This is a genomic window from Burkholderia sp. Ax-1724 (assembly GCF_011752995.1).
Taxonomy (GTDB): Bacteria; Pseudomonadota; Gammaproteobacteria; order Burkholderiales; family Burkholderiaceae; genus Paraburkholderia.
This window is the reverse complement of record NZ_VWWL01000013.1, coordinates 167,823-194,023: the sequence shown is the minus strand read 5'-3', so window position 1 is coordinate 194,023 and position 26,201 is coordinate 167,823. Positions and strand designations below refer to the sequence as shown.

The window sequence follows — 26,201 nt, the reverse complement described above, 5'->3', positions numbered from 1 at the left end:
CGTACACAGAACCATGCAATTTCCGGAATCCTGGCTCAGAACTTTTGTCGATCCGCAACTGACCACCGACGAGCTGTCGCACGCGTTGACGATGGCGGGTCTCGAAGTCGAAGACCTGCGGCCGGCCGCGCCGCAGACCTCGAAGATCGTCGTCGGCCAGGTGCTGGAAGTGGTCAAGCACCCGGATGCGGACAAGCTCAACGTGTGTCAGGTCAACGCCGGCACCGGCGCGACGCTGAACATCGTGTGCGGCGCGCCGAATGTTGCGCCGGGCATCAAGGTGCCGGTCGCGCTGGTGGGCGCACAACTGCCGCCGGTCGAAGAGGGCGGCGCGCCGTTTGCGATCAAGCTGTCGAAGCTGCGCGGCGTGGAAAGCCAGGGCATGCTGTGCTCGGCGCGCGAGCTGAAGCTCTCGGAAGATCATAGCGGCCTCATGATCCTGCCGGAAGATACGCCGATCGGCCAGGACATCCGCGAGACGCTCAATCTCGACGACACCGTTTTCGAAATCAAGCTCACGCCGAACAAGGCCGACTGCCTGTCGGTCTTCGGCGTCGCGCGCGAAACGTCGGCGATTACCGGCGCACCGCTGCGCCCGCTCGACATCAAGCCGGCTCCGATCAAGCTTAGCGAAACGCTGCCCGTGAAAATCTCGGCGCCCGATCTGTGCGGCCGTTTCTCGGGCCGTGTGATCCGCGGCGTCAATGCGCGCGCGAAGTCGCCGCAATGGATGGTCGAGCGTCTCGAACGCTCGGGCCAGCGCAGCATCTCCGCGCTCGTCGATATCTCGAACTACGTGATGCTCGAACTGGGGCGGCCGTCGCACGTGTTCGATCTCGACAAGATTCACGGCGGCATGGACGTGCGCTGGGGCCGCAAGGGCGAAACGCTGAAGCTGCTGAACGGCAACACGGTCGAACTCGACGAAACGGTCGGCGTGATTGCCGACGAGCAGCATATCGAAAGCCTCGCGGGCATCATGGGCGGCGACAGCACCGCGGTCACGCTCGACACCACCAACATCTATCTCGAAGCCGCGTTCTGGTGGCCCGATAGCATTCGCGGCCGCTCGCGCAAGTACAACTTCTCGACCGATGCGGGCCATCGCTTCGAGCGCGGCGTCGACTACGCGACGACCGTCGAGCATATCGAGCGCATCACGCAACTGATCCTCGACATCTGCGGCGGCGAAGCGGGTCCGGTGGATGACCAGACCGTCAACGTGCCGAAGCGCGAACCCGTGAAGATGCGTGTCGCGCGCGCGAACCGCATCATCGGCGTGGCGATCGGCGCAGAGGACATCGCGCAGATTTTCACGCGCCTCGGCCTCTCGTTCGAACGCGACGGCGATACGTTCTCGGTGATGCCGCCGTCGTACCGCTTCGATATCGAGATCGAAGAGGACCTGATCGAGGAAGTCGCGCGCATCTACGGCTTCGAAAAGATTCCGGCTCACCCGCCGGTCGCGACGAGCGAAATGCGTGCGACCCACGAGACGCAGCGCTCGATCCATGTGATCCGCCACGCGCTTGCCGCGCGCGATTACGCGGAAACGGTGAACTTCAGTTTCGTCGACGCCGAATGGGAGCAGGACTTCGCGGGCAATAGCAATCCGGTGCGTCTGCTCAATCCGATCGCGAGCCAGTTCTCGGTGATGCGCACGACGCTGTTCGGCAGCCTGATCCACGTATTGCGCACGAACCTGAACCGTCGCGCCGCGGACCGCGTGCGCGTGTTCGAAGCCGGTCGCGTGTTCCTGCACGATCCGTCGATCAAGGCCGGCGAGCTGACCGTCGAAGGCTTTGCGCAGCCGAAGATGATCGGCGCGCTTGCCTATGGTGCCGCGCTCGAAGAGCAGTGGGGCACGCCGGCACGCGCGGTCGACTTTTTCGATGTGAAGGGCGATCTCGAAGCGCTGGTCGCACCCGCGGTTGCGCGTTTCGTGAAGGCCGAGCATTCGGCGCTGCATCCGGGACGCAGCGCGCGTATCGAATTGAATGGCCGCGCGGTGGGTTGGGTCGGCGAATTGCATCCGCGCTGGATGCAAAAATATGATTTGCCGCATGCACCGATTCTGTTTGAAATCGAAGCGGAAGCATTAATGCAGCGGATATTGCCGATTCCGTCGGAAGTTTCAAAATTCCCGCCGGTTCGACGTGATATTGCGGTGGTCGTCGATCAGAAAATCGAGGTTCAGGCGCTGCTCGACGAGCTTCAGAAGGCCCAGTCCGAACCGGCCTGCAAGGCTGTCCAGAAGGTTGCACTTTTCGACGAATTCCGTCCAAAATCAAATACTTCCGGTGGTCTGGCCGCGCACGAGAAAAGCCTTGCGTTCCGGGTGACCTTGCAAGATACTGGCGGAACCCTTCAGGATGAAACGGTCGATCTGGCCATTCAAACTCTGGTGGAACGTCTTGCTCGAGTATATGGCGCACGGTTGCGCGGATAACCCGCATTTAACAATTGCACGGCTGTTTCCGCATCCATTGTTTTATGTTTGGCGCGCCATTTGATAGATATGAATGAAATGAACTCGAGTGATTTCGAAGCCCTTCTTACGGCGCAGCGTAGCGCCATGATTCGAGATATTCCGACATCACCCGCCGCCGTTTCCGCTGAAACGCCGACACTGACCAAGGCGGAACTTGCCGAGTTGCTGTTCGACAATGTCGGGCTCAACAAGCGGGAAGCCAAGGACATGGTCGAAGCGTTCTTCGAGGTGATTCGCGATGCACTCGAGAGCGGCGACAGCGTAAAGCTGTCCGGGTTCGGCAACTTCCAGTTGCGCGACAAGCCCCAGCGTCCCGGCAGAAACCCGAAGACGGGCGAGGCGATTCCGATCGCCGCGCGCCGCGTTGTGACGTTTCATGCAAGTCAAAAGCTGAAAGCGCTGGTGGAGAACGGCGCCGAGGCGAGCTTCGCGCGCTGATCGCCTGGCGCGCTTTCCGCGCAACCCATCACGGCTGACCGAAGATGACCGCGACGATCGAAAAAGTCGTCTTGCCTCCGATTCCGGCGAAGCGCTACTTCACGATTGGTGAGGTCAGCGAACTATGTGGCGTGAAGCCTCATGTGCTGCGTTACTGGGAGCAGGAATTCACCCAGTTGAAGCCGGTCAAGCGGCGCGGCAATCGCCGCTATTACCAGCATCATGAAGTGCTGCTGATCCGTCGGATCCGCGAGTTGCTGTACGAGCAGGGGTTCACGATCAACGGGGCGCGCAACCGGCTCGATGCGCATGGCGGTCATGCACCGCAGGATGAAGAGGGCGCGGCGACTGCCGAGGGCGAGGGGGCGGTAGCGCAGGTGGCTTCATCAACTACGGTGACGGCAGTGGTCGATGTCGAGCAGTTGCGCAAGGAACTGCAGAACGTGATCGATCTGCTAGGCCACTAGTTCGGACGGTTCTTCCTTGCTTTGTTCGTGCGGGGCAGTTCTAATCGAATCAAGTGTCTGTTATAATTTTCTTCTTCGGGGCGTAGCGCAGCCTGGTAGCGTACCTGCATGGGGTGCAGGTGGTCGGAGGTTCAAATCCTCTCGCCCCGACCAAAGACATAACCCGGTAAGTCAAGCCAGTATTGGGAGAGCCAATGCTGACAAGGCTCACCGGGTTTTCTCGTTTACGGCTGTGTCTCTTCAGTGTGTCAATCCGCTGTGCGAAACTACGGAGATGACAGACGTGCCAGTATCCCTTCCCGCAGGTGTTCTACTTCGCGGTTCGACATTCCATCTACGGATTGGTGTCCCCGACGATATCCGGCATCTTTGGCCGCTCCAACGGAACGGCAAGCAAGCGACCGATGCCTATCGGAGAAGTCTCGGGACGAAAGACCGCAATGACGCGGCTGCAAAGGCTCACGCGCTCATAGCGGAGTACCAGAGCAGATTCGAAGCGCTGAGGTCCAGTGTGCGTCCTGCCGCGCCTACGCCGGTCACGGATGAACTGATTCGCTATATCGTGCAGAAGGTGGAGCGGGACATCTTGGCGCTGGACGATCTCCTACGCAGCAATCCTCGCTTCTTGTCGCAGATGCTTCGTTCGACGGCCTCGCGCGGCTGGCTGACTGGCCGTCCGATGGTCAATGAAGCATGGGACGCGGTGGGGCAGTACCTGGACCCAGAGCAGTACGAGAACGTCAGCGACATTCACCGCGCGATAGTTCGTCACTTGCGCAGCGATCTTATGATCGGTCGGCTCGATACTGCGCGGCAGGTTGCAGAGGCCGCTTGCGCCGCTATCTCAATCCGTGTGGACTGGGCGCGGCCTGAAGCGCGTATGGGGCTGCAGAAGATAATCGGCTCAATGGTCCGAGCATGGCAAGGAGTTGAGAAGCGCGATTCCGGTGAACCGGTCGAGACGCCAGTCGAGCCGTCCGCGCCACCCGTGGCGAAGCCCGAAGAGCCTATCGATACTACCGCGCAGTTCTTGACTCTGAGGGATGTCGTGCCGTCTTGGGTTGTGCGGAACTCCCCTAAGGAGAACGCCATAGGACGGGCTCGCAAGGCGCTGACACTGTTCGAAGCGGCGGTGGGTAAGGTTCCGTTGTCTGAGATGACAAAAGCCACCGGTGCGCGTTTCGTCCAGTATCTGCTTGATTCGGAGGCCCGAGGTTTTGGGCGAAAGACCGCCTCCAATCATGCCGCCGCGATAGGGGCGCTCATGACAGTCGCACTCAAAGATGACTTGCTCGCCCAGAATCCGTTTGATCTATCTTTCGATAAGACTATCGGGGCAAAGACGCGCACACCGTGGACTGACGATGAGCTAAAGCGGCTGTATTCACACTGCCTATTCTCCAACCGCATGGCCGAGGTTCCTCGTTGGCACAACGTGGAACCGACAGATGCTCGCGCCGCTCTCCTCATGCTCCTGCATACAGGTGCCCGGGACGGGGAAATCGGACAGCTTCGCTGCGAAGACTTCCAGGTGCGAAGCGGTATCACGGTAATCCGAATTACCGCCGAGGCGGGCACTCTGAAGACCGCCGAGTCTGAGCGCATCGTCCCCCTTGCATCGCATCTCTTGGGCGATCCTTGGTTCTCCAGATGGCTCTCGGCAATCACGAGTGGGACGGGGCACGCCATGCCATCGCTGTGGGGGCGTGCGCGAGGACCGGGAGACACATTTGGGCAGTGGTTCCGTCATTTCCGGCAGGACGCTTGTTTGCCACTGGGTGCACTGGAGGGGGCTCACAAGTTTCGCCATTGGATGCGATCCGCTCTTGCCGAGAAGCACGTAGGCGAATCGACTACGGACTCTATTGTCGGGCATAGCGGTCATGGGTCGAGTGGGCGCAAGGTATATACCGCTGCCGCCTCACTACCGACAATGAAGGAGGCTTTGGACCGCGTGGCGTATCCGAGGATCGTCGCAAATTGAAAGTCCGCGCGGTCGATTCCAAGGCCATCCTTGTATCCGTAGGTAGCTCCAGCGGTTTGGGTAGCCAAATCACTCGCGCTTGCTGGCCGACTCCTTCGGAGTTGCATCGATCACGACAATGTCGGAGGCGGATGCGCCGTCTGCTAGGCGTGCCGTCCTAATTTTCTCGATAGCCGCTAGTTTTTTGCCGAGATCGCCGAAATCAATGACCACGAAGACACCGTGGAAGGTACGGGCCGCATCTTTGTAGAATTCCAGTTGCTTTTCGTAGCCGTGTTTGACGGTACCGCTTGATCGCTTCATTTCGACCAGTACGCGGGCTTCGTATCCTTTGCTAAATTTGAAATCGATGGGGCCGCCGCCCATATTCGCTTCGGGGGAAATGTCGATGTTATTTGCTTTGCAAAATGAATCGGCGATTGCGAAATACAGCAATTGAGCCGCCCGCTCTCGTTTGGGTGAGCCCTCAGCCCAGAGCGCCTCCCAAAGATTTCCCTTTTCGACATGATGTTTAAACATTTCCAATGAGGCTTTAACGACCGAAATTAGTCCATCGATACCAGTGGAAAGGTCGAACTTTTTTTCAGTCTTGAGCGATGTATTATCTGCTGTTAGCAGTTCCTTTAACTTGTAGTATCCGAGCACGTCATCCGCCGGACTGTAAGGCTTGGCAAATTCTTTGATCGCCTTCAGGAAAAGTGCAAAGTAGTCTGCAGACTCTAGTGCCGCTTGGCGCATTGCAGACTTCTTTTCTGTGATGGTGTGCCTGGCTCCTGCACCGAGAAAAGCATTAACTCGATTACGAATCTTGTCGTTGGCAGAAATTGCTGCGTATATCTCGGAGGCATCGTTGGCGATTGGTAATTCGCGAACGATATCGCTGGGAACTAGGATGACGGACTTCATTTTCCCGTCGCCCAGGTCAAACCTTGGGAGGCCGTATTCGTCATCATCTTCATCTTGCGAAATAGGGACGCCATTTCTTACGCAAAAAGACTCCGTAAGTTTCTTCAATTGCGTAACGATGGCTCGCGTAGTGAAATCACTGATGGTATCCGGGCCCACGTTCTCCTCAAAGAAGCCCATTAATGCAATCATTTCAGGATCGTCGCTGCCGAGCGTGATGATTTCTTTGGAGGTGCGCATAATCGCTTCCCTGATTTCATCCGGGCGCGACGCGCCGCCGCGACGGCTACCTCCGTACCCGAGTCCGTTGTCGGGTGGCTCGCTTAGATCCAGCAGATTTTGTGCGCCGCGCCACGCAGCATCGCCTTCTCCTTTGGAAATCGCGAGAAGGCGAATGAAGTTGCTGAAGTGCTCTCGAAAATCAGATAGCGCATTGACGCGCATCAGCTCATTCGAAGATTTTTCGAGGAGAACGGGGTCAATAAAAAGCTGTGTGTCCACATTTAGAAAAGGGTCGATTAGACCCTCCGCTTCTAACGCTTTCGGATTTACCCCGAAATGTTTTGAAAATAGAATTGGATTTTTTACCTTTGCCATATAATTTCCCGTGTGTGCGCTGTTTTTTGTAGGTACGCTTGTGTTGCGAACTAATTGGTTCCGAGGCACATCCGGACATGGTAACGCTAAAGGAGTGAATGGTGAAGTTGATTCGTTTATTATGCGATTTGGATGATCGACCTCGCATTTATCTTCAAGCACCTTGAATCCATGTGAGTACAAATCATTAGGAGCAGCAGCGAGCGATACATTTCTAGACCGAGCGAAGCTCGGCACATGGGTAGTCCCCATGCTTTCCCTATGTCTAAAAGATGTATTGATGCATGGAATAGCGTGGAACTCCTCCAGCACCAACGGCGTGCCATCTACGGGGAACGGTTTAGAGGTCGCAGTCGGAAGTAGGCAGGGCTACGCGAGTCGTGCACTGTTGCGTTTTTTCCTCCCCCCTTTTGCCGTCTTGACAGCGAAAAGCGACGCTTGGCGTCGTCAAAGCCTTGTGACTATCGGATAAGTTGACTGCGCCGTTCGGGCTTTCGAGGACACCGATGCCGTTCGGCGAGACTTTGGTGGTTATGGAAATCCCAATAGGTCGATGATGCAAATGCCCAAAAAATCAAATAACCCGGTCGTCGCGCGTGGCCGGGATGCCTGGGAGCATCTGAAGCATGACGCTCCGGTACGCCGTGCCCTCTCGCGTGGGCCGGACGATAGAGCTAGGGAGCGCCGCAAGCAATCGCAAAGCCAGCACCGTGGATGGTGGTTAGAGGTTGGGAAGGCTTTGATGGTCGGGAAACGGCTCAATAAGACGAGTCATCTCTACTCTGCTTGGGTTAAAGAGCATGGTTTCGAGGAGATGGGCAGGAAGCTTCGTCAGAACGCCATTTGGTTCTCGGAGCATATAGAGACGCTTGGAGACATACCTGATGGTATGGCGAACCCCGCGACCATACGGCAGTGGGCTAGGGGGCAGAGGACGGCGGTGTCTCGGGGAGGATTGCCGACCGTTCCTGATGGAAGCAATGGGCACGGAACAGAGGGTGGCTTTTTGGCCGCTGACGATATAGCGGCCCTTCGCGATGCGATTCATTTGCTTCGCGAAGCGGCGGATCACAATCGGCGCAGTCTGAAGGCGCTCGGGGTGGCGACGAACCTCATTTACCGAGTCAGCAGTGCAAGCAAGAGAAGGGGAGTTCCTAGTCGAGAGTAATCCCGTACGCTTCCTTGGACTCGTGGCTTATCTCTTTCGGTACATCGCCCAGTCGTGTCGCCTATCTTGCGATCAATAAAACGGGCGCTACTCAGCACTCACAAGAAGGAGGTCGGCACTTACGCTACGATGGACTACTCTTGGCCGCCAAAGGATGCAGCCTCAAAAAATTCTCGAAGACGCGAGGTGATCAACACGCCCTCGTCGCGTCTCTCATAGAGTTTTGCGACAGGTGCGCGAATAACCTCCCACAGGTGACCACAGTACAGCGCATAAGCGGCTACTGCGAGTCTGCCGGTCATGAAGGCGGCATTGGACGCCATTAAGTGGCCGAGTTCGGACCACTAGTCAGACGGGTTCGATTGTTCTGCAAAGCGTTAGCAATAGTGAATTTTCGTCCTGATTGTATTAAAGCGACACAAGGTGAGGATCGCATCGCCAAGCTGGCGACCAAGGTCCGACCTTCCTGCCTCCGGTTCGACCGGCAGTCTGCTTTGAGTGCGCATGTCCATTAAGGGGGCGACGTGCAATCGACACTCAAATTCAGATGGCTTGGGGGGGAAGGGGGGGCTCCCTTCGTGCCACTTCGATTCTCGAAGACGACCAAATGGTTCGCTTCGCTCTCACTTTTCAGTGAGTTGTATCCAAAGACATCACCGTATCTCCTGAAGATCGTGAAGATTCACGGTGACAGTCGATGAGTACACCACCTGGAATCTCAATCTAGGTCGATCTCCAGGGAGTCGCCAAGACCGCACGAGCCTGTCGCCGCTCCTCATTCCATCCGTCCCGACACCTGGGATAACTCACTAACTCCCGTTGATGCGTCGGCCTGCGCTCGCCGCGCGTGCGTGCGTTCGGATATCCGAAAGGACCCGAGGCAGTCTCTCCTCCTGCCGGTGGCGCTCCGCCGCTTGGTTTGAGCGCAGACCGATGCATCAACGATCACACCCACGAGAGAGAAGCAATGAATGAACTGAAGAAGTGCAGCAAGTGCGCTGCGCTATTGCCGCTACCCGAGTTCGGCAGCAACGGACCCGGCAAGCTTCGGACGGCCTGCAAGGCGTGCGAGAAGAAGCGGGACAAGGCGCGGTATGTTTCGCCGCCGTCTGTATGGTTTGGTCCGCCCAAGCCGCCAGGGTACAAGCTGAAGCCAAGGAAGCCGATTCTGTTCGGACCACCGCGACCCGCGTACATCCGCAAAACGACCCGGCGCGGCGCTATGAAGCATCCGCTGTATGGCCGCTGGCGCAGCGCAAAGGAGCGGTGCCACAACCCGAATTGCCGATCATTCACCGACTATGGCGGGCGAGGCATCATCATGTTCGAGCCGTGGCGTAATGACTTCTGGCGCTACGCCGACGACATTGAGCGCGAGATTGGGCCGCCGCCGACGCGACGCCACCAGATCGACCGGTGCGACAACGACAAGGGATACGCGCTAGGTAATGTCCGCTGGGCGACGCCACGCGAGAACACGCGCAACACGCGAGCAACCGTGCCTATCGAGTTTGGCGGCGAGCGCCACAAGCTACGTGAGTTGGCCGAGTGCTACGGTACGGACGCGCTGATAGTCAGGGAGCGCATGAAGGCCGGATGGTCGGCAAGCGAAGCGCTGCTGATCGATAAGGGCTGGAAGCGCGTCCCGCGCGGGTAGCGGTATGTCCACGCGGGCTAAATTTTTCCCGGGAGTTGCGAAGGCATATGTCTCGCGGGCCGCACGTCAGAATTCCCCCCGTGAGGGGGGGCTTTCCTGGAGGGTCATTGAAGCAATCCTGCATTGAATCGAACGCATGGGCTCGACGCTGGCCGATCCGCGCACGCCGATGGCTGGCCGCGTGAGTCACGGGAGCGGCTCAGGTCGTCACGTGGATAGCCCGGATTGCGTAGGGACTGTCAATGTAATCTCCTGCCATTTCGGGGACGCGAAAAAGCCCACCTTGCGGCGGGCCTCTCGGCGGTGCAACTCGGAGCGCTTAGGCGGGCTTTTTGCGCATGGCTGCGCCACGCTTCTTGAGTTGCGCCAGAATGGCCGTCTCCTCAATGGGAGCCAGGCGGCGTAGCGTTCGAGTCGTCCCCCCGCGCACAGTCGTATACAGGTCCATCAACTCGCCCACCACGCAATCTCGGAAGAACTCTTGCTGGTCGGGGCTGGGATGGCGGTCAGCGCCCGTGAGAACGGGTAACCCCTTTGCGACGCGGTATCGCTCCATTTCACGCGCTTGCTGGTCGCAAAGCAAAAGGCCGCTCGACCGGAGCCTCGCCTTTCCCAGCTTCACACCATATTCTTGCTCCAAGGTGCGTGAGACGATACCGGCTGCGCTCGTGATTGCCGCGACAACATGGGCGGGCAATTGCTTTTCGATTGCTTGAATGATTTTCATGTTGATGGTCCTTGGTCAATTGATGCATTCAGGGCTCGGGAGATCGTCGCCACGCCCACTCCAAAGTGATCCGCCAGAGACCGCACTGAACCCCCATGCTCGGCGTGGTACGCGCGGACCTCCTCGTAATTCACCGCATGCTTGCGGCCCTTGTACTTCCCTTCCTGCTTCGCAACGGCGATGCCTCGTGCCTGCATTTCGCGCCGGTTCCGATAGTCCGCCTCGCCTTGGGCCGCCATAAAGGCCAGGATGGCATCCCGGATGGCCTTGCGCGTCGCATCGGTCTCCTGACCGTCGAAGGCCATCTCATTGAGCGTGCATTCCACGCGCACACCTCTTTTCATTAGCCGCTGCATCGTTTCGTGCAACTCGTCGTATCGCCGCGAGATGCGATCAAGCCAGCGCACCACCAGGACGCCGCCTTTACGTAGGTCGCGCTCTACGTGCTGCCACTGTTCCCGCTGGAGTGGCGGCACGTGATATCCGCTCACCCCCTCATCAATGAAAACATCGTCCCGCTCTATGCCGCGCTGGGCTGCATCGGCGTACTGGCTGGCGGCCGTCTGCCCGTCCAGAGTCGATACGCGTCCGTAGTAGATGCGTCTCATGTGTACTTTCACCTTGTTCCGTTGAAGTTGTGTTCCGAATTATAATCGTTCCGAATTAACAGTCAATCCTAACGGAACGAAAAGTCGGAGATGTAGCGCGTATCGCAAGGGCATACCCATGTGGAACGGTATTTGTAGATGCATGACAGGCGCACAGGTTAACCAGCGAGTAACTCCGCACATGGTGAGGACCCTATGGTCCACGTGTGTCCCGATTAACTCAGCACAAGGTAAGAGACCGTAGAAACAGCCGTGCGCATTTGCAAGCCTCTGTTTCTTTTGACTAACGACAAAGCCACGAAAATGACAGCACATTTACCGCGAGGTGCACCTCCCTCGACTAGCCGAGCGTGTAATCGCTGCGGCGTCACTCAACCCCTCAGCGCTTTCTACGAGCGTAGCGACCGGCCCATGAATCAATTCGGGCGCTGGCATTCCACTTGCCGCTCATGTTTGCTGAATGCTAAACGCGCGAAGTACGCGGCCAATCCAGTAAAGGGCGCGGCAATTCGAGCGGCCCAGAGAAAGCGACGCGCTACGCGAAACTTGCCTGACATGTTCCGCAGCAACTGAACAGCTTGCGCTGCGTCCGCAATTCACACAGCACACGACGACATGACTACCATCCAATCCACCCCTTCAGACAACACGACCCCCGCACCCGTCATCGACGCCCCGACTGGGGTAGGTGTTGACGCTCAACCAGCATCCGGCAACATCCAAGTCGCACGCGACACCGAGGCGGAAAACCTCGACCGCCCGAGCGCACTGGATGTCGCAGCGGCTGACTGGCGACTCAATACGATCCTCGGGCAAGGCTACCGCGAACTCACTCATGAGGACGTGAGCGAGCCGAAGGACCCTACCTTCAACCCGTGGGCGTACCTCGAACAGAACAAGCAGGAGTACCAGGACATCCTCCCGTCCCTGCTGAAAGACTCGCGCATCAACTCGATCCAATCCGAAGGTGGTCTACGCGCGTACATCGCGGGTCAACGCCTGAACGAGCAGGACAAGGAAACCTCGGCCCGAGGGGATACCTGGGGCAACGCGCTCGGTATGGGCGCGTCCCTGTTCGATGTGACCTCCGCGTTCTCCCTAGGCTCCGTGGCGCTCGGTGGCGTAAAAGCGGCCTCAGTGGCTGGTCGTGCGCTGAAGGGTGCCGCAGTATTCGCCACGGACGCAGCGGCCCAGGAAGCGGCGCTCTCGTCGCTGGACGCCACGCGGGACGAAAGCCCGCAGGACGCCTTCATGAACATCGGGATCGCGGCGAGCCTTGGCGGCGTCGCTGGCGGAATTTTCCGACACATGGGGACGGACAACGCGCTGCACCCGAACAATCCGAACAATCCGCTGCACCTCGACAACTTGGGCAAGCCCGAGCCGGTCATTGAAGTCCGCGCTGGGCAGACACCCGAAGAGGGCTACACGTTCGGCGCTGACTCGATCGGCGCGGCCCGTGCGGCTGAAGGGGGCTCGGAGAACTTCGAGGCTGGCTCGGAACTGGCCCAGGGTGGTCGAGTGTCCCAGTGGCTGGACAAGTCCCTCTCGGGCTTCGGCATGACCCCGATGCAACGCTACGGGAAGTACACGATCCCCGAGCAGCGCGAGGCGATGCTGGGCCTGATGGACACTGGCGGCATGCTCACCCGAGCAAACCTCGAAGGATCAGTACGAGGAGCATCGGCGGAAGACCTGGTTCTCCGAAATGGTCAGCAGTTCAAGTTCAACGTCCACCAGATCGACAACGTGTGGTCCGAAGCCAATCAGGCGCTCGGTCAGTCGGCGCTGGAGACCTCTACGAAGGACAAGTTGACCGCAGCATCGCAGGGATACGTCGATCGGAACACGCTGGACCGAGACACCTTCAACAAGGCGATGTTCGAGATCATGCGCGGCTCGAACACCAACGCAACGGTTGACACCATCTCGGCGAACGTCTCGCGGGTTCTCCGTGAAGGTGGACTCACCGAGGAGCAGGCGGCGAAGGTCCACCCGATGATCTACAAGGCCGAGCAGATCGCCAACGATTCCATGAAGCAACTGTGGGACCGAGGCGTCCGCGTGGGCGCGATCGAACCCGGCGCGGGAGTTGAGGGGCGCTACGGCGCACCCCAGGTCTACGACCGGAACGCGATCGGCTCGAACATGCAGGAGTTCAAGAACATGCTGCACGAGGTTCTGGGCTCCACGCCTGACGAGAACTGGCTTCGCGAGAACGGGTTCACCAAGGACCCCAGTGCCGCACCACTGGCCGAGGGCGTCGAAGGGCCAACCCACGCGTCTTGGGACGACATCCGCGCCAACGCGACACCCACGGAGGTCAACGACATCCTGAAGGCGTGGCGAGGTGACGAGCAGGACGCGATCAACGACCGGCTCCAAGCGCAGATCGACACAGCTATGCGCCGCCAGAAGCAAGCGCAAGACGACGCGGCTGACATCCTGTCCGACAAGGCAGGCGCAGAGCGCGACTGGCGCAAGGCGAAGCTGGACGAGATGAAGGCACGCGGTCGATCGCTCGAACGCAATGCTGTCGCGCGTAAGCTCGGCGCTGCCCAGTCGAAGGCCCAGCGGGCAGAAGACAAGATCGCTTCGATCCGTCAGCAACTGACGCGACTCGGCGCGGACGAGAGTCTGCCCGACGACCTGGCCCAGCAACTGCAAGCCAACGGGGCGGCGCTAGACGCGGCGGGTCAGCGAATCCAGACGGCCCAGTCTCAGATCACCGAGCAGGGGCAACTGGCTGAGGCGCTGCGCGGTCAGGCTCAGGACGCCAAGGCATCGGCCAACTGGGTACTCGCAGAGAAGCGGGGGGGCATGGACGAGCAGAAGCAAGTCCGCGCGGATCACCCGGCTGGCTCGGCGGAACGCACGCATCATAACGTCCCGCTGGAGCAGCAACGAGCGGCGCTGAACTCCGAGCGTCAAGCGCTACTGGCCCAGACGACGAAGCACTACGAGGACATGCGCGAAGCCTTCGACCAACTGCGGGCCGCTCGGGAAGACCTGGCTGACGCACGGCGGGACTTCGACGCCTATGCCCGGGAGGGCAAGGACTTGCGCAAGGCGCACGACGAAGTGACCCGTGAGGTCAACCGGATCATCGAACAGGAACCTGAAGCCTTGAAGGCGGCGGGTCTCCGCGAAGCGATGGACGGGCAGATCGACACCGCTCGGTTCCTGAAGCAGAAGCTGGACGAGGCCACCGAGCAGCGCAAGAAGGCCCGGGAACTTCATGTTCAACTGGGGCTCGACGCCAAGGCAGCAGAGAAGGAGGTCGATCGTTCTTCGAGCGCTCTCCGCAAAGCTCTGCGCCAGGCCCGGTCCAAGGGCCGAGATGTCCACCCGATCTCCCAGGCTGTGGACGAGATCGCGAACCACTTCTCCGGGATCGACGGCGCACCCAATGGGATGCTGCTGGACGAGATCGGCGAGTCGGGCCGCGTGAAGGAACGCAAGATTCAGTACACCGATGAGCAGTATCAGCGGATGGTGGATCAAGGGTTCCTGAAGTCCAACGCGATCGACTTGATGGACGCGTACCACAAGGACATGGGCGGGCGCATCGCGATGCACGAGGCATTCCAGGGACGCTCCTGGGGTGACGTGAAGCGCGGGGTGGTTGAAGCCTATGACCGCAAGATCGGCTCGCTGGAAGGCGACGAGAAGACGGCGGCGCAGAATGAGAAGAAGGCGGCACTCAAGGACCTCGTGGGATTGCAGAATCGAGTCCTGGGTGTCTACGAGCCTCGCGGCGACGATCCGATTACCTATTTTCTGGACCGCGTCCGCGATGCCTCTACGCTTCGATTCGTTGGTGGCTTTGGTATTTCGGCCATCAATGACCTAGCGACCGCTGAGTTTGTGACTCCAGGCTCGGCGCTCAAAGCGATGGCTGGCACGGGCACTCGTCAGTTCTCCGCGATTCTCAAGGACGTCAAGCTCGGCTCGGAGGGCGCTAACGAATTGGCGATGCTCTTGGGCTCGTTCGAGCATGGCCTGATTGGCAACATGTCCGAGCGGTCCCTTGGCCGTGGTGCTGGCCGTGAGTACGTTGGATTCGGCACCGGCTTCACGCGTAAAGCCACAGCAGCGGTAGAACTGGGTATGCAGCAAGGCATCACTGCGGTCTCGAAGCTCACGGGACTCGCTGCCTGGTCGGACAACATCCGGCGCACGGCAGGCGTGCTTCAGTTAGCCAAAATTCGGAACTGGGTCGGCCGTGGTTTCGACTCGCTTTCGAAGGGGCAGCAAGCGCAACTGACCGCGCTTGGTATCGGGCGCACTGAGGCCAATGGTCTCGCCAGGATGTTCGAGGTTCACGGCGAGGCCGCTGAGAACGGCCTGTTCTACCCGAACATGAGCAAGTGGGGCGTGGGCAATGAAGCGCTTCATCTACGCACTGTGCTAGAGACCGCTTTGATTCGCACGCAGCGTCGCGCATCCCTGACGGGCGGCTATGCTCACATGCCGCTGATGATGGACAAGCCTGTCGGGCGGCTGTTCCAACAGTTCACGACGATGGCCTGGGCGTTTGCTAACCACTTCATCCGCGCCGGTATTCAATACGGGGCAGTGACTGGCGAGCATTCGCGGTTCGCCTACGCTGTGGGCTGGGCACTAGCGACGGGTGTCGCCATCAACGCTCTTAAGTCTTACCTCAAAGGCGAAGACCCCATCGACCAGTTTGAGAATAAGCCTACTCAGTTCGCGTACAACGTCCTGCAACGCTCGGGCCTTCCGGCGATGTATGGCTCGTATATGGACTCTGGCGTCAAGCTGCTTGACCCGACGCTCAAGGACCAGTTCGGCTTCACCTTGGGCGGTCAGGGCTCGAAGTTTTCTGCCAATTCTTGGTATGAGAATTTGCTGGGCGCGTGGAGCGGCACCCTGAAAACTGCTGGGGGCGCAGTGGCCTCGGGCGTCCAAGGCGACACCGACAAGATGGTCGCCAAAGCCAAGCAACTCATCCCGCTCAATCAGTTCTTCGGACTGTCCCGCCTGCTGTTCCTCGAAGAAAATTAACCGCGCTTGCGCTACACGAACCTAGCTGTCTTGGACGGCGGGGTTCGTGTAGCGCGAGCGTCAATCAAATAGGCAAACATCATATGGAACACCTCCTACCTCCCGAGTTTCTCTGGTGGCACAACGTCATTTCGTCTCAACTAGAAGAGGCAAATCGAAGCCTTGAAGCTGAAGAGAGCGCAAGCGAATCTGAGTCGGTAACCGACTCACAGTCTCCCTCAAAGCTCTACGGCGAGCCCTGGTTCGTCGCGAAGGACGTTTGCGCACCAACCCGCGCGACGCTCGGCCTCGACGCCGACGAGAAGGGTACTGAAAAAGTTAGTCCCCCCGGTGGCGCACAGAACACCGCCGTGGTTTCCGAGTCCGGCCTGTATTCACCGGTCCACCATTTCTACCCAACCGAGAATCCAACTCATGAACACCCAGAACCATTATCTTCGCCATCGAGCCCGCCAGTACGAGCAAGCGCTGCAAGCCGGGGCCAACGCCCCGCAGGCACGCGCCCACGCGGACGAGCTACGTGACCATATCCAGAAGACCGGGGATGACCGCGTGGCCGCCTTGGTCGCATTTGCCGCCAGCGTACCGAGCGCCCGAGCGATCCACCCAGGCGTATACCATGACCGACCCGTTGGACCTGACGAGCATATGGACTGCGGGGTAAACGGCCAAATCACCTAGCGCCCTGTGAACCTAGCTGCACGTTTTCGGGGCATATCTAGGTAACTGCGCGAGTTGGATTCGGCACTTGTTGTATTCTTCGCAAAACAACTGAGTCTGCGCCCGTCTCCTCAAACATGTCATCTCGCGATCCCTCTCCCCCGCGTCGCCATTACTACTCAGTCAGAGCAGGAAAGCGCCCATCGGACCAAGGCTTTACACTGAAAGAATTCAAGCGTTTTTTTGCCGCTACATTCGATCGTTTGGAAGCGGATGGCATGTTTCAGGAGTGGTTCGGCTACTACTGCGTAGACCAAGGTCATGTTCCGAATAAGGCCGGGACCGATCCCGGCTTGTATGTTTTTCGAAAACTTCGACGTGACGGACTTTGGCCCGTTCAGGATCACCTTGAGTCCTATACCGAAGACGATTTGTTCGACGTTATCGAGCTTCTTTTCGACCATGCTTCCAAGGGCGTAAAGGGCGCATACCACCAATTCAATCAGTGTGGGTGGCATTACGAGACGTTCGATAGTCGGGCTGGGCGAGAGATTTTTAGATTGGAAATGAATGACATCCTTGCCGACTATGGCCCCGGCTACGAGTTGTCGCCGGACGGAGAGGTGTTGGCACTTCCCGACGATGAGTTCGCGCCCATGCTTGCTGCGGAGGTGCCGCACCCAGATGCTGTGAACGTGCGTGACAGGGTTGAAGCAGCCAAGCTCAAATACCGGCGTAGGTCCTTGGCGGAACGGCGGGATGCGGTTCGCGACTTGGGCGATGTACTTGAATTTTTGCGGGGCGAGGCGAAGGGCGTCCTCAACTCGAAGGACGAAGCCGATTTGTTCAATCTAGCCAATAATTTTGGAATTCGGCATCACAGGCAGGACCAGAAGACACAGTACGACCCGTCAATTTGGCTTGCATGGGCCTTCTACTATTATCTCGCAACGATTCACGCGTGCGTGAGGCTGCTTGAACGATCAAAGGGACAGGCTTAGGGGCAATTAGCGAGCCGTGCTACACTGAGCGGACTGTGTCAATTTATGCAGCGAATTGGCGCGACACACTTCCGGGAAAGCCTCATTCCGCCGTGGGTTCACAGAGGTTCAAATCCTCTCGCCCCGACCAAAAAAATCAACGGCTTACAGACGATTGTCTGTAAGCCGTTTTTCTTTGCCTCGATTTTTACCCCCACTTTTTACCCCCACTTTTTACCCCCACTTTTTACCCCCACTTTTTACCCCACCATCTTTACCTTCTTTTTGCATTACGGAGAGGGCAAAGGCGTGTTAGCGACGGCGCTACCGATCACGGATAAGGCAAGTCGACCTCATTGCTCACCGTTGGCCATGAGCAAGGAATCGCCTATCTCCGCGCAGTGCATAGTACAGGCTGATTTCGCAACCTGTGGTTGTTCGACTCTCCCCGTCTTCGCCAGTAGGCGGCCAATTTAGCCGAAACGAAAAAGAGCTTCGTATTGTTGCCGCGTCGCAGGGCGGTAGAGCGCAGCTGTGGCAAGCGAGCGGCTCACCGAGTGCGTAGGCGAAGTGACCAGTTGGCGCCGCGCGACCGCCCGTCATCGATTCGAGACAGGACGCACCTTCGTCTTCGGATTCTTTCGAATCGGCAGGTCGTCGGCGGCAGCAGCGGCAACAGCGCGCGCTCATTAACCACGCATGCGCGCTAAACTGCCAGGCCATAGAGATGGGCGAGCTGGTCTTTTTCATGTTCATCATTCTCGGGTACATCTGGACCATTTCGCCGCGGGCGATCCGTTGTCGGGAAGTGGGTGGGCGGAACATTTATTGACCGCCAACGGCATTTCTTGCCAAGTACGATGAGATCCGGTTTGAATCTGGCGCACCAGACCTTCACTGAGATCTACTCCATTGACGACTCGGTGAATTCGATGGAGCCTTCCGGGGCATATGTTCGTAATCGCGGAAAATTCGCAAGCAAACTCGTTAGGGCCTCTCGGGCCTTATTTGCAAGCCCGTCTGCGAGCGTTGAAAATTCACCATTGCGCGTTACAAGAAAAATAGATCGCATTGAGTTGCCTCGATCAATTGGAACCAGGTCAATCGCATCAATGAATCGCTCTCCTGTTTGAAGCAAACAGGTCGGCGTCGTAATCGCCCAACCTAGCCCTTGCGAAACCAACAGCGTTAGCGTCTCGGCATGATCGACCTCAAGTTTTCTTGGAGGGTCGACAGCGTTGTACCGCAGGATGCGCTCGACACGAATACCCAGAGTGGAAACATGCCGATACCGAATGAATGCCTGTGATGCCGCGAGCGATTGCAGTGTTGCAGGTGTGCTACAACGATTAGCGCGGCACATGATTGCTACGAAGTTCTCTCGATACAAAAAGTGATGGCTGAATTCTTTTCGATCTACCAATGGATTGGTGGAGATAATGAGGTCTACGTCACGGTTCGCAAGCGCATCTTCCTGATCAACCGCCATACCGATTTGAACTGACAGTCCGCTGGTCCGTTCCAGCAGCCACCGGATTAACTCCGGTCCGATCGCGTTGGCCACTGAATCAATCACGCCTATCCGAACATAGACACTTTCATGCTTTGAAGCCTCTATGGCCTGCGCTTTCAACTGACGCGCCATGGCAATCACCGGGCCCGCATTATTCGCGATATAAAAGCCGGCCGACGTTAGCATTAGTGGACGCCGCGACCGGTCAACCAGTACGAGTCCAAGTGATTGCTCAAGTTGTGCCAGCGCGTGTGACACCGCTGGTTGGCTAACCCCGAGCACAGTTGCGGCGCTCGACATGCTACCGGTCGCCGCGACCGTTAAGAAGATGTCGATCTGGTAGAGATCAATCGGCCGGTCCGAAAGCTGAATCATATTGGTCCTTGCAGCACTGGTGACGCAGGGTGGAGTCAGCGAAATCGCCGTCCCGATGAAGCTTCGGATTGAGGCCTATCGAATGCTTTCATAACGGTTATAAGAATTCTTTATTGTAGTGTTTTTGCGAAATATAGAGTCGCCCTGCCTCCTAGAATGGTTGCTGTCAGACGACAACACATATTAGACAGGAGACAGTCAGCATGATCCCATACACCGATGCGACTGCGATAGGCCCCACGGCAGAATCGCGTGAACAGGTCAATCTTGAGGATGCACCACTAACGCAGTTTCACTTGCTAGTCACGCTGGCTGGCACTGGCGGTCAATTCAGCGATGGTTTCATCCTGGGTATTATTGGTATTGCACTGGCCGTTGCGGCTCCGCAGTTGCACCTCAACGCATACTGGCTGGGGCTTCTGGGAGCGGCGTCCTTGGCTGGCCTATTTGTGGGCAGCCTGGTAGCTGGTCCGCTCGTCGATCGCGCTGGGCGCCGCGCTGTATTCAACTACGATATGGCGCTGTTTTCGATTATTTCGTTAGCACAGTACTGGGTGACGAATCCCGGACAACTACTAGTCCTACGTCTTTTGCTTGGAGTAATACTCGGATTCGACTATGTGGTAAGCAAGGCGATGTTGATCGAGTATTCCCCACGTCGTATGCGCGGACGCCTGTTAAGTTGGCTCGCTATAGCGTGGACCTTGGGCTACACAGGTGCGTATATCGTAGGTTACGTATTGAAAGACCACGGTGTGGATGTTTGGCGGCTGATGCTGTTGTCGAGTGCAATTCCATCGGCGGTGGCTTTCCTCCTTCGTGTGCGTGTACCGGAATCCCCCCTGTGGCTTCAGCGCAAAGGTCGTCTCACGGAAGCGCAGGCGATCGTCCGGACCCGCATTGGAGTCAACGTAATTCTCAGTCCGATCGGACCATCGGCCGTACCCTCCGGGATGGCAGGTGTCGCAAGTCTGTTCTCCAAAAAATGGCGAGTCCGACTTTTTGTCGCCTGTTTCTCCTATATGTGCCTTGTGATTCCATATTTTTCGTTAGGCACGTTTTCGCCCATGGTTTTTGATTCAATGCATATCGCAAACAAGTTCATTGCTGGCTTGATATACAACCTGTTTCTTCTGATCGGAGCAATCGGCGGTACGTTACTGGTGGATCGTGTCGGCAGGCGAACGTTTCTCTTGACGGGTTTTTTTCTCGCAGCATCTTCGCTTGCCGCACTGTCGCTTGGCAACAGTCTTCCCGACACACTCATCGTTGCGTTGTTTGCCATATTCGCCTGTGTACTAAGTGGAACTAATAATCTGGTATTTCTCTATCCGCAAGAATTGTTTCCGACGAACGTGCGGGCGACTGGACTGGGCTTCGCCGTCGCTGCGAGCCGGCTTGGCTCCGCATCTGCCACATTTGCACTCCCCACGATCGTTACAGCGTACGGTGGCCCGACAGCGGTGCTTCTTTGCATTGCAGTCCTGGTGGTGGGCGGCGTAACTTGCGCGTTCCTGGCACCCGAGACGCGGCATGAATCGTTGGTTGGGTAACCATACATGATGAAGAGAGCTATGAAAGGGTACCGAACTGAAAGTGACTCGCTCGGCGATTGCGAATTGCCCGTCGACGCGCTTTACGGCATTAACACTCTACGTGCAAAGCAGAATTTCCAGTATTCCGATGAAGTTCTGGCCCAGTACCCGCGCCTCGTTGGTTGGCTGGCGCGAACGAAGCGCGCGATTGCGCGAGTGCACGTGCGTCATGGCAAGCTCACCCGGGAGCAGGGTGAATGTATCAGCGCGGCCTGTCTGGAACTCGTTCAGGGGCACCACACAGAAGCCCTGATCGTCGATCCGCTCGAAGGGGCTTGCGGTACGTCCATCAACATGAACATCAACGAGGTGATCGCAAATAGGGCTCTGCAGTTAATGGGACATGCACCTGGCGAATACCGTTTTTTGCATCCCATTGACCACGTGAATCTTGGCCAATCGACGAGTGATGCACTTCTTAGTGCAATGAAACTTGCGTTACACGAGGAGACTCAGACTGTCGGGAACGTGGTCAGGCAGCTTGCGCTATCGCTACGCGACAAGCAAAGCGAATTCGGGGGAATCTTACGTCTCGGGCGAACCTGCTTGCAGGATGCTCTGCCAATGCGGTTGGATCAGGCGTTCGGTGGTTACGCATCGCTAGCTGAGCGCAGTGCCTCCGCGCTGGTCGCGCAGTTGCCGGCTCTGCGCGCAATATGTCTGGGAGCGACGGCGGTCGGTACAGGGCTTGGCAGCTATTGTGGTTATCGTGAGGCGGTCACCGCTGAGTTATCGGAACTTGCCGGTATGCAACTCACGCAGGTCGACGATCTATTCGACGCCGTGCAGAACATGGACGGTTTCGCCACACTCGCTGCCACGATAAAAACAGTGGCCCTTTCACTCTCGAAGATTGCCAACGATATCTTACTTCTCAGTTCGGGACCGCGTGGCGGCATTGCAGAACTCGCTTTGGCGCCGCATCAAGCCGGGTCGTCAATGATGCCTGGCAAGATAAACCCGGTGCATGCGATAGGACTAACGCAGGCGGCCTTCATGATATCCGGCGCTGAGCACAGCGTGATGCTCGCATGCGCCGGTGGACAATTGGAAAATAACAACTACAAGCCATTGATCGCGACATGTTTATTCAAGGCACTGAGGCTCGTGGAGCGAGCGGTATTTCTGTTTGATACCCACGTGGTGCGCCCGCTCAAGGCCGATCATGAGTTGAGCATGAGACATCTCGTTGACTCGATGGCGATAGCACCTGTAGTCAAAGAAAAAATAGGATATGCGCGGACGTCATCTCTAGTACGTCAAGCAGTGGCATCGGGAAAGACGTTGTTAAAGGTACTCGTTGACGAAGGTATCGTGAGCGAAGGCGAGGTGCAGGAACTCCTGCGACAAAGCAGTTTCCACCCTGATCTCCCTCATTCACAAATGTGGGCAAACCCGCTGCGGTCGACAGGAAGACTAGCTCAGCATGACTCGTCGAAAATCGGACCGCGGCGCGGCCAACGCTAGCCGTACGTCATCTGAAAATTGAAGCCATCTCGTTGGCGGCGGCTAAAGACCAATAACTGTGTGACAGATTCGAACCGGCCCATGCATCCAAACCGGAGAATGAAAAGGACTTATGTCATCGCCTTGATATGAAAAAAATTTTCGTTTTATTGAAATTTTTCATTCTAAATCGCGTTGAATTTAACCGGGCGACCGTTCTCCGAGGGGCGGAAAATGGAAGAAATTTGTGGCCCAATGAAATCGCATGATAAATTCAAAAAAATGATTGGTGGAGTGAGGAATTTCTCATTTTTACTGATCCCGAATTTTACGATGAATCCGCTCGTAAATGCGATAGAAGTATTGCGATTGGCAAATCAGCTCGGACGGAAGGATCTGTTCAAGTGGACACTCTATTCAGAAGGCGGCGGAGCAATTGAATCAAGCAATGGAATTTCATTTCAAACAAAGATGATTCAAGATGCTCCATTACCGGATATCTTGTTTATATGTGCTGGAAACGATGTACATCGGTTAAGACTTGCTTCGTGTCTGTCACTCGTGAGGAAATTTGCAGCCTCAGGAGTTCTCCTTGGAGGGATGTGCACAGGTTCATTCGTTCTGGCTAAAGCGGGGCTCCTTGATGGGTACTCGTGTACGATTCATTGGGAGTATCTAACAATGCAGAAGGAGATGTTTCATAGAGTGAAATTTGAGAAACGGATTTTTGTCGTTGATCGGGACAGAATTACGTGTATCGGTGGCACCGCGTCTTTGGACATGATGTTGCATTTAATTGATGGGGAAATTGGAAGTGATTTAAAGAAAAATATATTGGAATTTCTCGTTATTGAGTCGATAAGAGGCGGGGAATCTTTGAAGCCGACTCCGAAAATCGATGGATACGGTTTTCACCAGGATATTCTGCGATCTGCCATTGAAATAATGGAAAATAACGTAGAAGAACCACTTTCATGTGAGGAGCTATCGCGACGGATCGGAATTTCAACCAGACAGCTACAGCGCATTTTTGGGAGAAATTCAGGAGGCGGGATTAAAAGATGCTATATTGCCATCAGGCTACGCCGCGCGCGAGAACGGATTGTTCAATCAAATATGAATATTTCAGATATATCGATTGCGAGCGGATTTCATTCTCTGGCCCATTTCAGTCAAAGCTATAAGGATTTTTTTGGCTTGCCGCCAACGGAAGATCGCCGCCTGGCACAGACAGAGCTGAAAAACGAGCATGGCGATGTCGGGAATCCGTTGCGTTTATTGCCTTCGCGCAGCGCGAGCGGATTGAACTGATCCTGTGCCGTGAATTGTCGGCGGGGACCGTCAGGTCATGGCGAGAAACTGTCTGTAGGCCGGCCCGACCCAATAGAGTTGGCACGCGCCAGATCTTGGTGGGGCATCGATGTCGCTGCACCGTTTGCCGGCGACTCTGTGTCCGCCGTCGTCACGGGGACAATTTCGGGCCTCGTATACGAAGCGTGCCCCCATACGGAGACGACCGTGATCGCACTCGAGTTCGGTACCGTCGCCCTCGAAGAGTTTGTCGATGCTTTGCGAGGTGACCATCGACTCCATCCTTTGGCGTGATATGGTACCAGCTCAGTTTCGAAGCGCCGTTGGCCAAGCCATGGTGAGGCTGAAATAGACTGATTTTTCTCGCCCTCAGTACGCTTCGCGGGACTGCCGCGTAGAGCAATACCGAGGCGGGGAAAAGTTTTGTATCACCTCTTGAGGAGAACCGTCGACCTTCCCGATGATGCAATTCAGCCATGCTTTCCGAAAAAGCTGCGGAACGCGGAGGGTGGCAGGCCGAACTTGCGTTGAAAGGCTCTGCGCATTTGCTCCTCCGAGGCGAAGCCGCAGCGGTCCGCGATAATCGCAGTTCCGCTTGTGGTTGTCTCCAACATGATTCGAGCTCTCGATAGCCGCAGTTCCTGGACAGCGACGAAAGGTGAGCACCCCATAGCCAGCCTGAAGCGTCGCTGGAACGTTCTCGATGTCTGACCGGCCGCTGAGGCAAGTTCCTCGACACTCCACGTTTTGTGAAGCGCGGCCGATACCTTGGCCATCAGGGGGGAAAATTCAGCTGCTCCGGCCTTTTCCTGCATGACAAGTGTCTCGCTGAATTGGGCCTGTCCGCCGGGGCGCCGCAAATAAACAACGAGCTTCTTGGCCACAGATGCCGCCACGCGGTAACCATGGTCCTCTTCCACCAACGCAAGGGCCATGTCGATACCGGCGGTTACACCCGCCGATGTCCAGACGTTGCCGTCGTTCACGAAGATCGGCGACTCCTCCACACGGATCTTCGGATACCTGGAGCGCAGTGCGTCGCATTTCTCCCAGTGCGTCGTTGCCCGTCTGTCGTCAAGAACACCCGCGGCCGCCAGCAGGAATGCCCCCGTACACACGGAGCAAAGCCGTCGCGCCGTTGCCTGGCTACCTGAGATCGAACTCGTGAGTGTGCGACTTGCACAAGCTCTTTCCACACCGGTGCCGCCAGGGACGACGATCGTGTCTGCCTGATCCAATGTTTTTAGATCCGCGTCGACGACGATATCAGGTCCGGCGCTGGCGCGAACCCTGCCAGGCACCTCTGAAACCGTTATGAGCGTGTAGGCAGGCGAGGACATTTCCCGGTTTGCCAGGGCGAAGACCTGCATAGGCCCTGCGATGTCCAGTGGCTGGTACTCGTCGTACACGACAAAAGTCACAAGGCGTGGCTCGTTTGGCAGGAAAGGGGGGCGATTTGAGTTTTTTGCCACTCTCCTCCTCCTAGAATCGTTTCAACACATTTAACGGCAAGGAATGATGGTATGACGAACGCGGGCTTTCGTGTGGGAATGGTGATGTTCCCAGGCATTACCCAGTTGGATTTGACGGGGCCTCTCGAGGTTTTGAGCGCCGTTGCGGGTTGGTCGGTCGATCTCGTTAGCGAAACCACGGATCCTGTGCCGTGCGGCCGTGGATTTCGACTCGTACCGACCGTCCGGTTTTCCGACGCGCCCCTGTACGACTTGCTTGTCGTGCCGGGAGGGCCGGGCGTTGACGACGCCATGCTGAACCCTGTCGTCGTGGAATTTGTCCGGAACCAGGCGAAGCATGCTCAATATGTTTTTGGAATCTGTACGGGCTCCCTGCTTCTTGGCGCAGCAGGATGTCTCAACGGACGCCGGGCGAGTTGTCATTGGCAGGCGGTGGATCTGCTGACCCATTTCGGTGCGACGCCTAGTCGCAACCGCATGACGATAGACGGACGAATGTTTACTTCCGGAGGCGTCACAGCCGGCATCGACATGGCATTAAAGGTCGTGGGCGAGCTCGCGGGCAAACAGGTGGCGGAGGGCATTCAACTGCTCCTGGAATACGACCCGGAGCCGCCGTTTGACGCCGGCACACCAGAAACCGCACCCGTGGACGTAGTCGAGCGGCTTGAAGTCGCAAGCACCCAGCGCAAGGCTAATCGACGGGAAGCCGTTCTGTCCGCTTGCGCAAGGATGAATCAGATTTGTCCCGACTGAATCGCAGAGACGTACCGAGTGA

Annotated in this window: 16 protein-coding genes, 1 tRNA gene and 1 pseudogene; 13 read left to right on the top strand and 5 right to left on the bottom strand. The window is 57.3% G+C overall.

What is annotated here, in order from left to right; translation table 11 throughout:
* Window positions 1-13 precede the first annotated feature (13 nt).
* The 5 genes from pheT (at window position 14) to F3J19_RS33100 (ending at window position 5,380) form a co-directional block, all read left to right on the top strand.
* Complete coding sequence (gene pheT / locus F3J19_RS17495) at window positions 14-2,449, top strand: phenylalanine--tRNA ligase subunit beta (protein WP_167043541.1); 2,436 nt, start codon at window positions 14-16, stop codon at window positions 2,447-2,449.
* Window positions 2,450-2,518: 69 nt separating this feature from the next.
* On the top strand, window positions 2,519-2,929 hold the full coding sequence (locus F3J19_RS17490; protein WP_205192979.1) for an integration host factor subunit alpha: 411 nt from the start codon (window positions 2,519-2,521) through the stop codon (window positions 2,927-2,929).
* A gap of 44 nt (window positions 2,930-2,973) precedes the next feature.
* A complete protein-coding gene (locus F3J19_RS17485; protein WP_167043539.1) occupies window positions 2,974-3,396 on the top strand; it encodes a MerR family transcriptional regulator in 423 nt (140 codons plus the stop codon).
* 76 nt (window positions 3,397-3,472) lie between these two features.
* Window positions 3,473-3,549 (top strand) — tRNA-Pro (locus F3J19_RS17480).
* Window positions 3,550-3,679: 130 nt separating this feature from the next.
* The gene (locus tag F3J19_RS33100; RefSeq protein ID WP_167043537.1) at window positions 3,680-5,380 is read left to right on the top strand and encodes a DUF6538 domain-containing protein; all 1,701 of its coding nucleotides are present in this window, start codon (window positions 3,680-3,682) and stop codon (window positions 5,378-5,380) included.
* Window positions 5,381-5,449: 69 nt separating this feature from the next.
* On the opposite strand, the gene F3J19_RS17470 is transcribed toward F3J19_RS33100, so the two are convergent.
* Window positions 5,450-6,883, bottom strand: coding sequence for a hypothetical protein (locus F3J19_RS17470; RefSeq protein WP_167043535.1), 1,434 nt, complete (start codon window positions 6,881-6,883; stop codon window positions 5,450-5,452).
* A gap of 2,135 nt (window positions 6,884-9,018) precedes the next feature.
* On the opposite strand from F3J19_RS17470, the gene F3J19_RS17465 reads away from it, so the two are divergent.
* A complete protein-coding gene (locus F3J19_RS17465) occupies window positions 9,019-9,708 on the top strand; it encodes a hypothetical protein (protein WP_167043533.1) in 690 nt (229 codons plus the stop codon).
* 319 nt (window positions 9,709-10,027) lie between these two features.
* Here the strand turns inward: F3J19_RS17465 and F3J19_RS17460 are convergent, their stop codons facing one another.
* Window positions 10,028-10,435: a hypothetical protein gene (locus tag F3J19_RS17460; protein WP_167043530.1), complete on the bottom strand. Its 408-nt coding sequence runs from the start codon at window positions 10,433-10,435 to the stop codon at window positions 10,028-10,030.
* Window positions 10,432-11,043: a recombinase family protein gene (locus tag F3J19_RS17455; protein WP_167043528.1), complete on the bottom strand. Its 612-nt coding sequence runs from the start codon at window positions 11,041-11,043 to the stop codon at window positions 10,432-10,434. Before F3J19_RS17455 ends, F3J19_RS17460 begins: the two co-directional genes overlap by 4 nt.
* A gap of 615 nt (window positions 11,044-11,658) precedes the next feature.
* Between F3J19_RS17455 and F3J19_RS17450 the strand changes: the two genes are divergently transcribed.
* From F3J19_RS17450 to F3J19_RS32665, 3 genes and pseudogenes are all read left to right on the top strand, one after another.
* Window positions 11,659-16,071 (top strand): hypothetical protein, encoded by a 4,413-nt coding sequence (locus F3J19_RS17450; protein ID WP_167043526.1) that lies wholly within the window; start codon window positions 11,659-11,661, stop codon window positions 16,069-16,071.
* Window positions 16,072-16,868: 797 nt separating this feature from the next.
* Window positions 16,869-17,732, top strand: coding sequence for a hypothetical protein (locus F3J19_RS17445; protein WP_240159024.1), 864 nt, complete (start codon window positions 16,869-16,871; stop codon window positions 17,730-17,732).
* Between the two features lie 513 nt (window positions 17,733-18,245).
* Window positions 18,246-18,456, top strand: a pseudogene (locus tag F3J19_RS32665) (SET domain-containing protein-lysine N-methyltransferase); the annotation flags it as partial.
* Window positions 18,457-18,615: 159 nt separating this feature from the next.
* Here F3J19_RS32665 and F3J19_RS17440 read toward each other — a convergent pair.
* Window positions 18,616-19,599 (bottom strand): LysR family transcriptional regulator, encoded by a 984-nt coding sequence (locus F3J19_RS17440; RefSeq protein WP_167043524.1) that lies wholly within the window; start codon window positions 19,597-19,599, stop codon window positions 18,616-18,618.
* Between the two features lie 203 nt (window positions 19,600-19,802).
* Between F3J19_RS17440 and F3J19_RS17435 the strand changes: the two genes are divergently transcribed.
* From F3J19_RS17435 to F3J19_RS17425, 3 genes are all read left to right on the top strand, one after another.
* A complete protein-coding gene (locus F3J19_RS17435; protein WP_167043522.1) occupies window positions 19,803-21,152 on the top strand; it encodes an MFS transporter in 1,350 nt (449 codons plus the stop codon).
* 6 nt (window positions 21,153-21,158) lie between these two features.
* Entirely contained in the window at window positions 21,159-22,661 is a 1,503-nt protein-coding gene (locus F3J19_RS17430; RefSeq protein ID WP_167043520.1) for a lyase family protein, read from the top strand.
* 213 nt (window positions 22,662-22,874) lie between these two features.
* Entirely contained in the window at window positions 22,875-23,951 is a 1,077-nt protein-coding gene (locus tag F3J19_RS17425) for a GlxA family transcriptional regulator (RefSeq protein ID WP_167043518.1), read from the top strand.
* 470 nt (window positions 23,952-24,421) lie between these two features.
* Here the strand turns inward: F3J19_RS17425 and F3J19_RS17415 are convergent, their stop codons facing one another.
* A complete protein-coding gene (locus F3J19_RS17415) occupies window positions 24,422-25,372 on the bottom strand; it encodes a DJ-1/PfpI family protein (protein ID WP_167043514.1) in 951 nt (316 codons plus the stop codon).
* A 102-nt stretch (window positions 25,373-25,474) separates the two neighbouring features.
* Here F3J19_RS17415 and F3J19_RS17410 point away from each other — a divergent pair, with 102 nt between their 5' ends.
* Window positions 25,475-26,179: a DJ-1/PfpI family protein gene (locus tag F3J19_RS17410; protein WP_205192971.1), complete on the top strand. Its 705-nt coding sequence runs from the start codon at window positions 25,475-25,477 to the stop codon at window positions 26,177-26,179.
* Window positions 26,180-26,201: the final 22 nt, after the last annotated feature.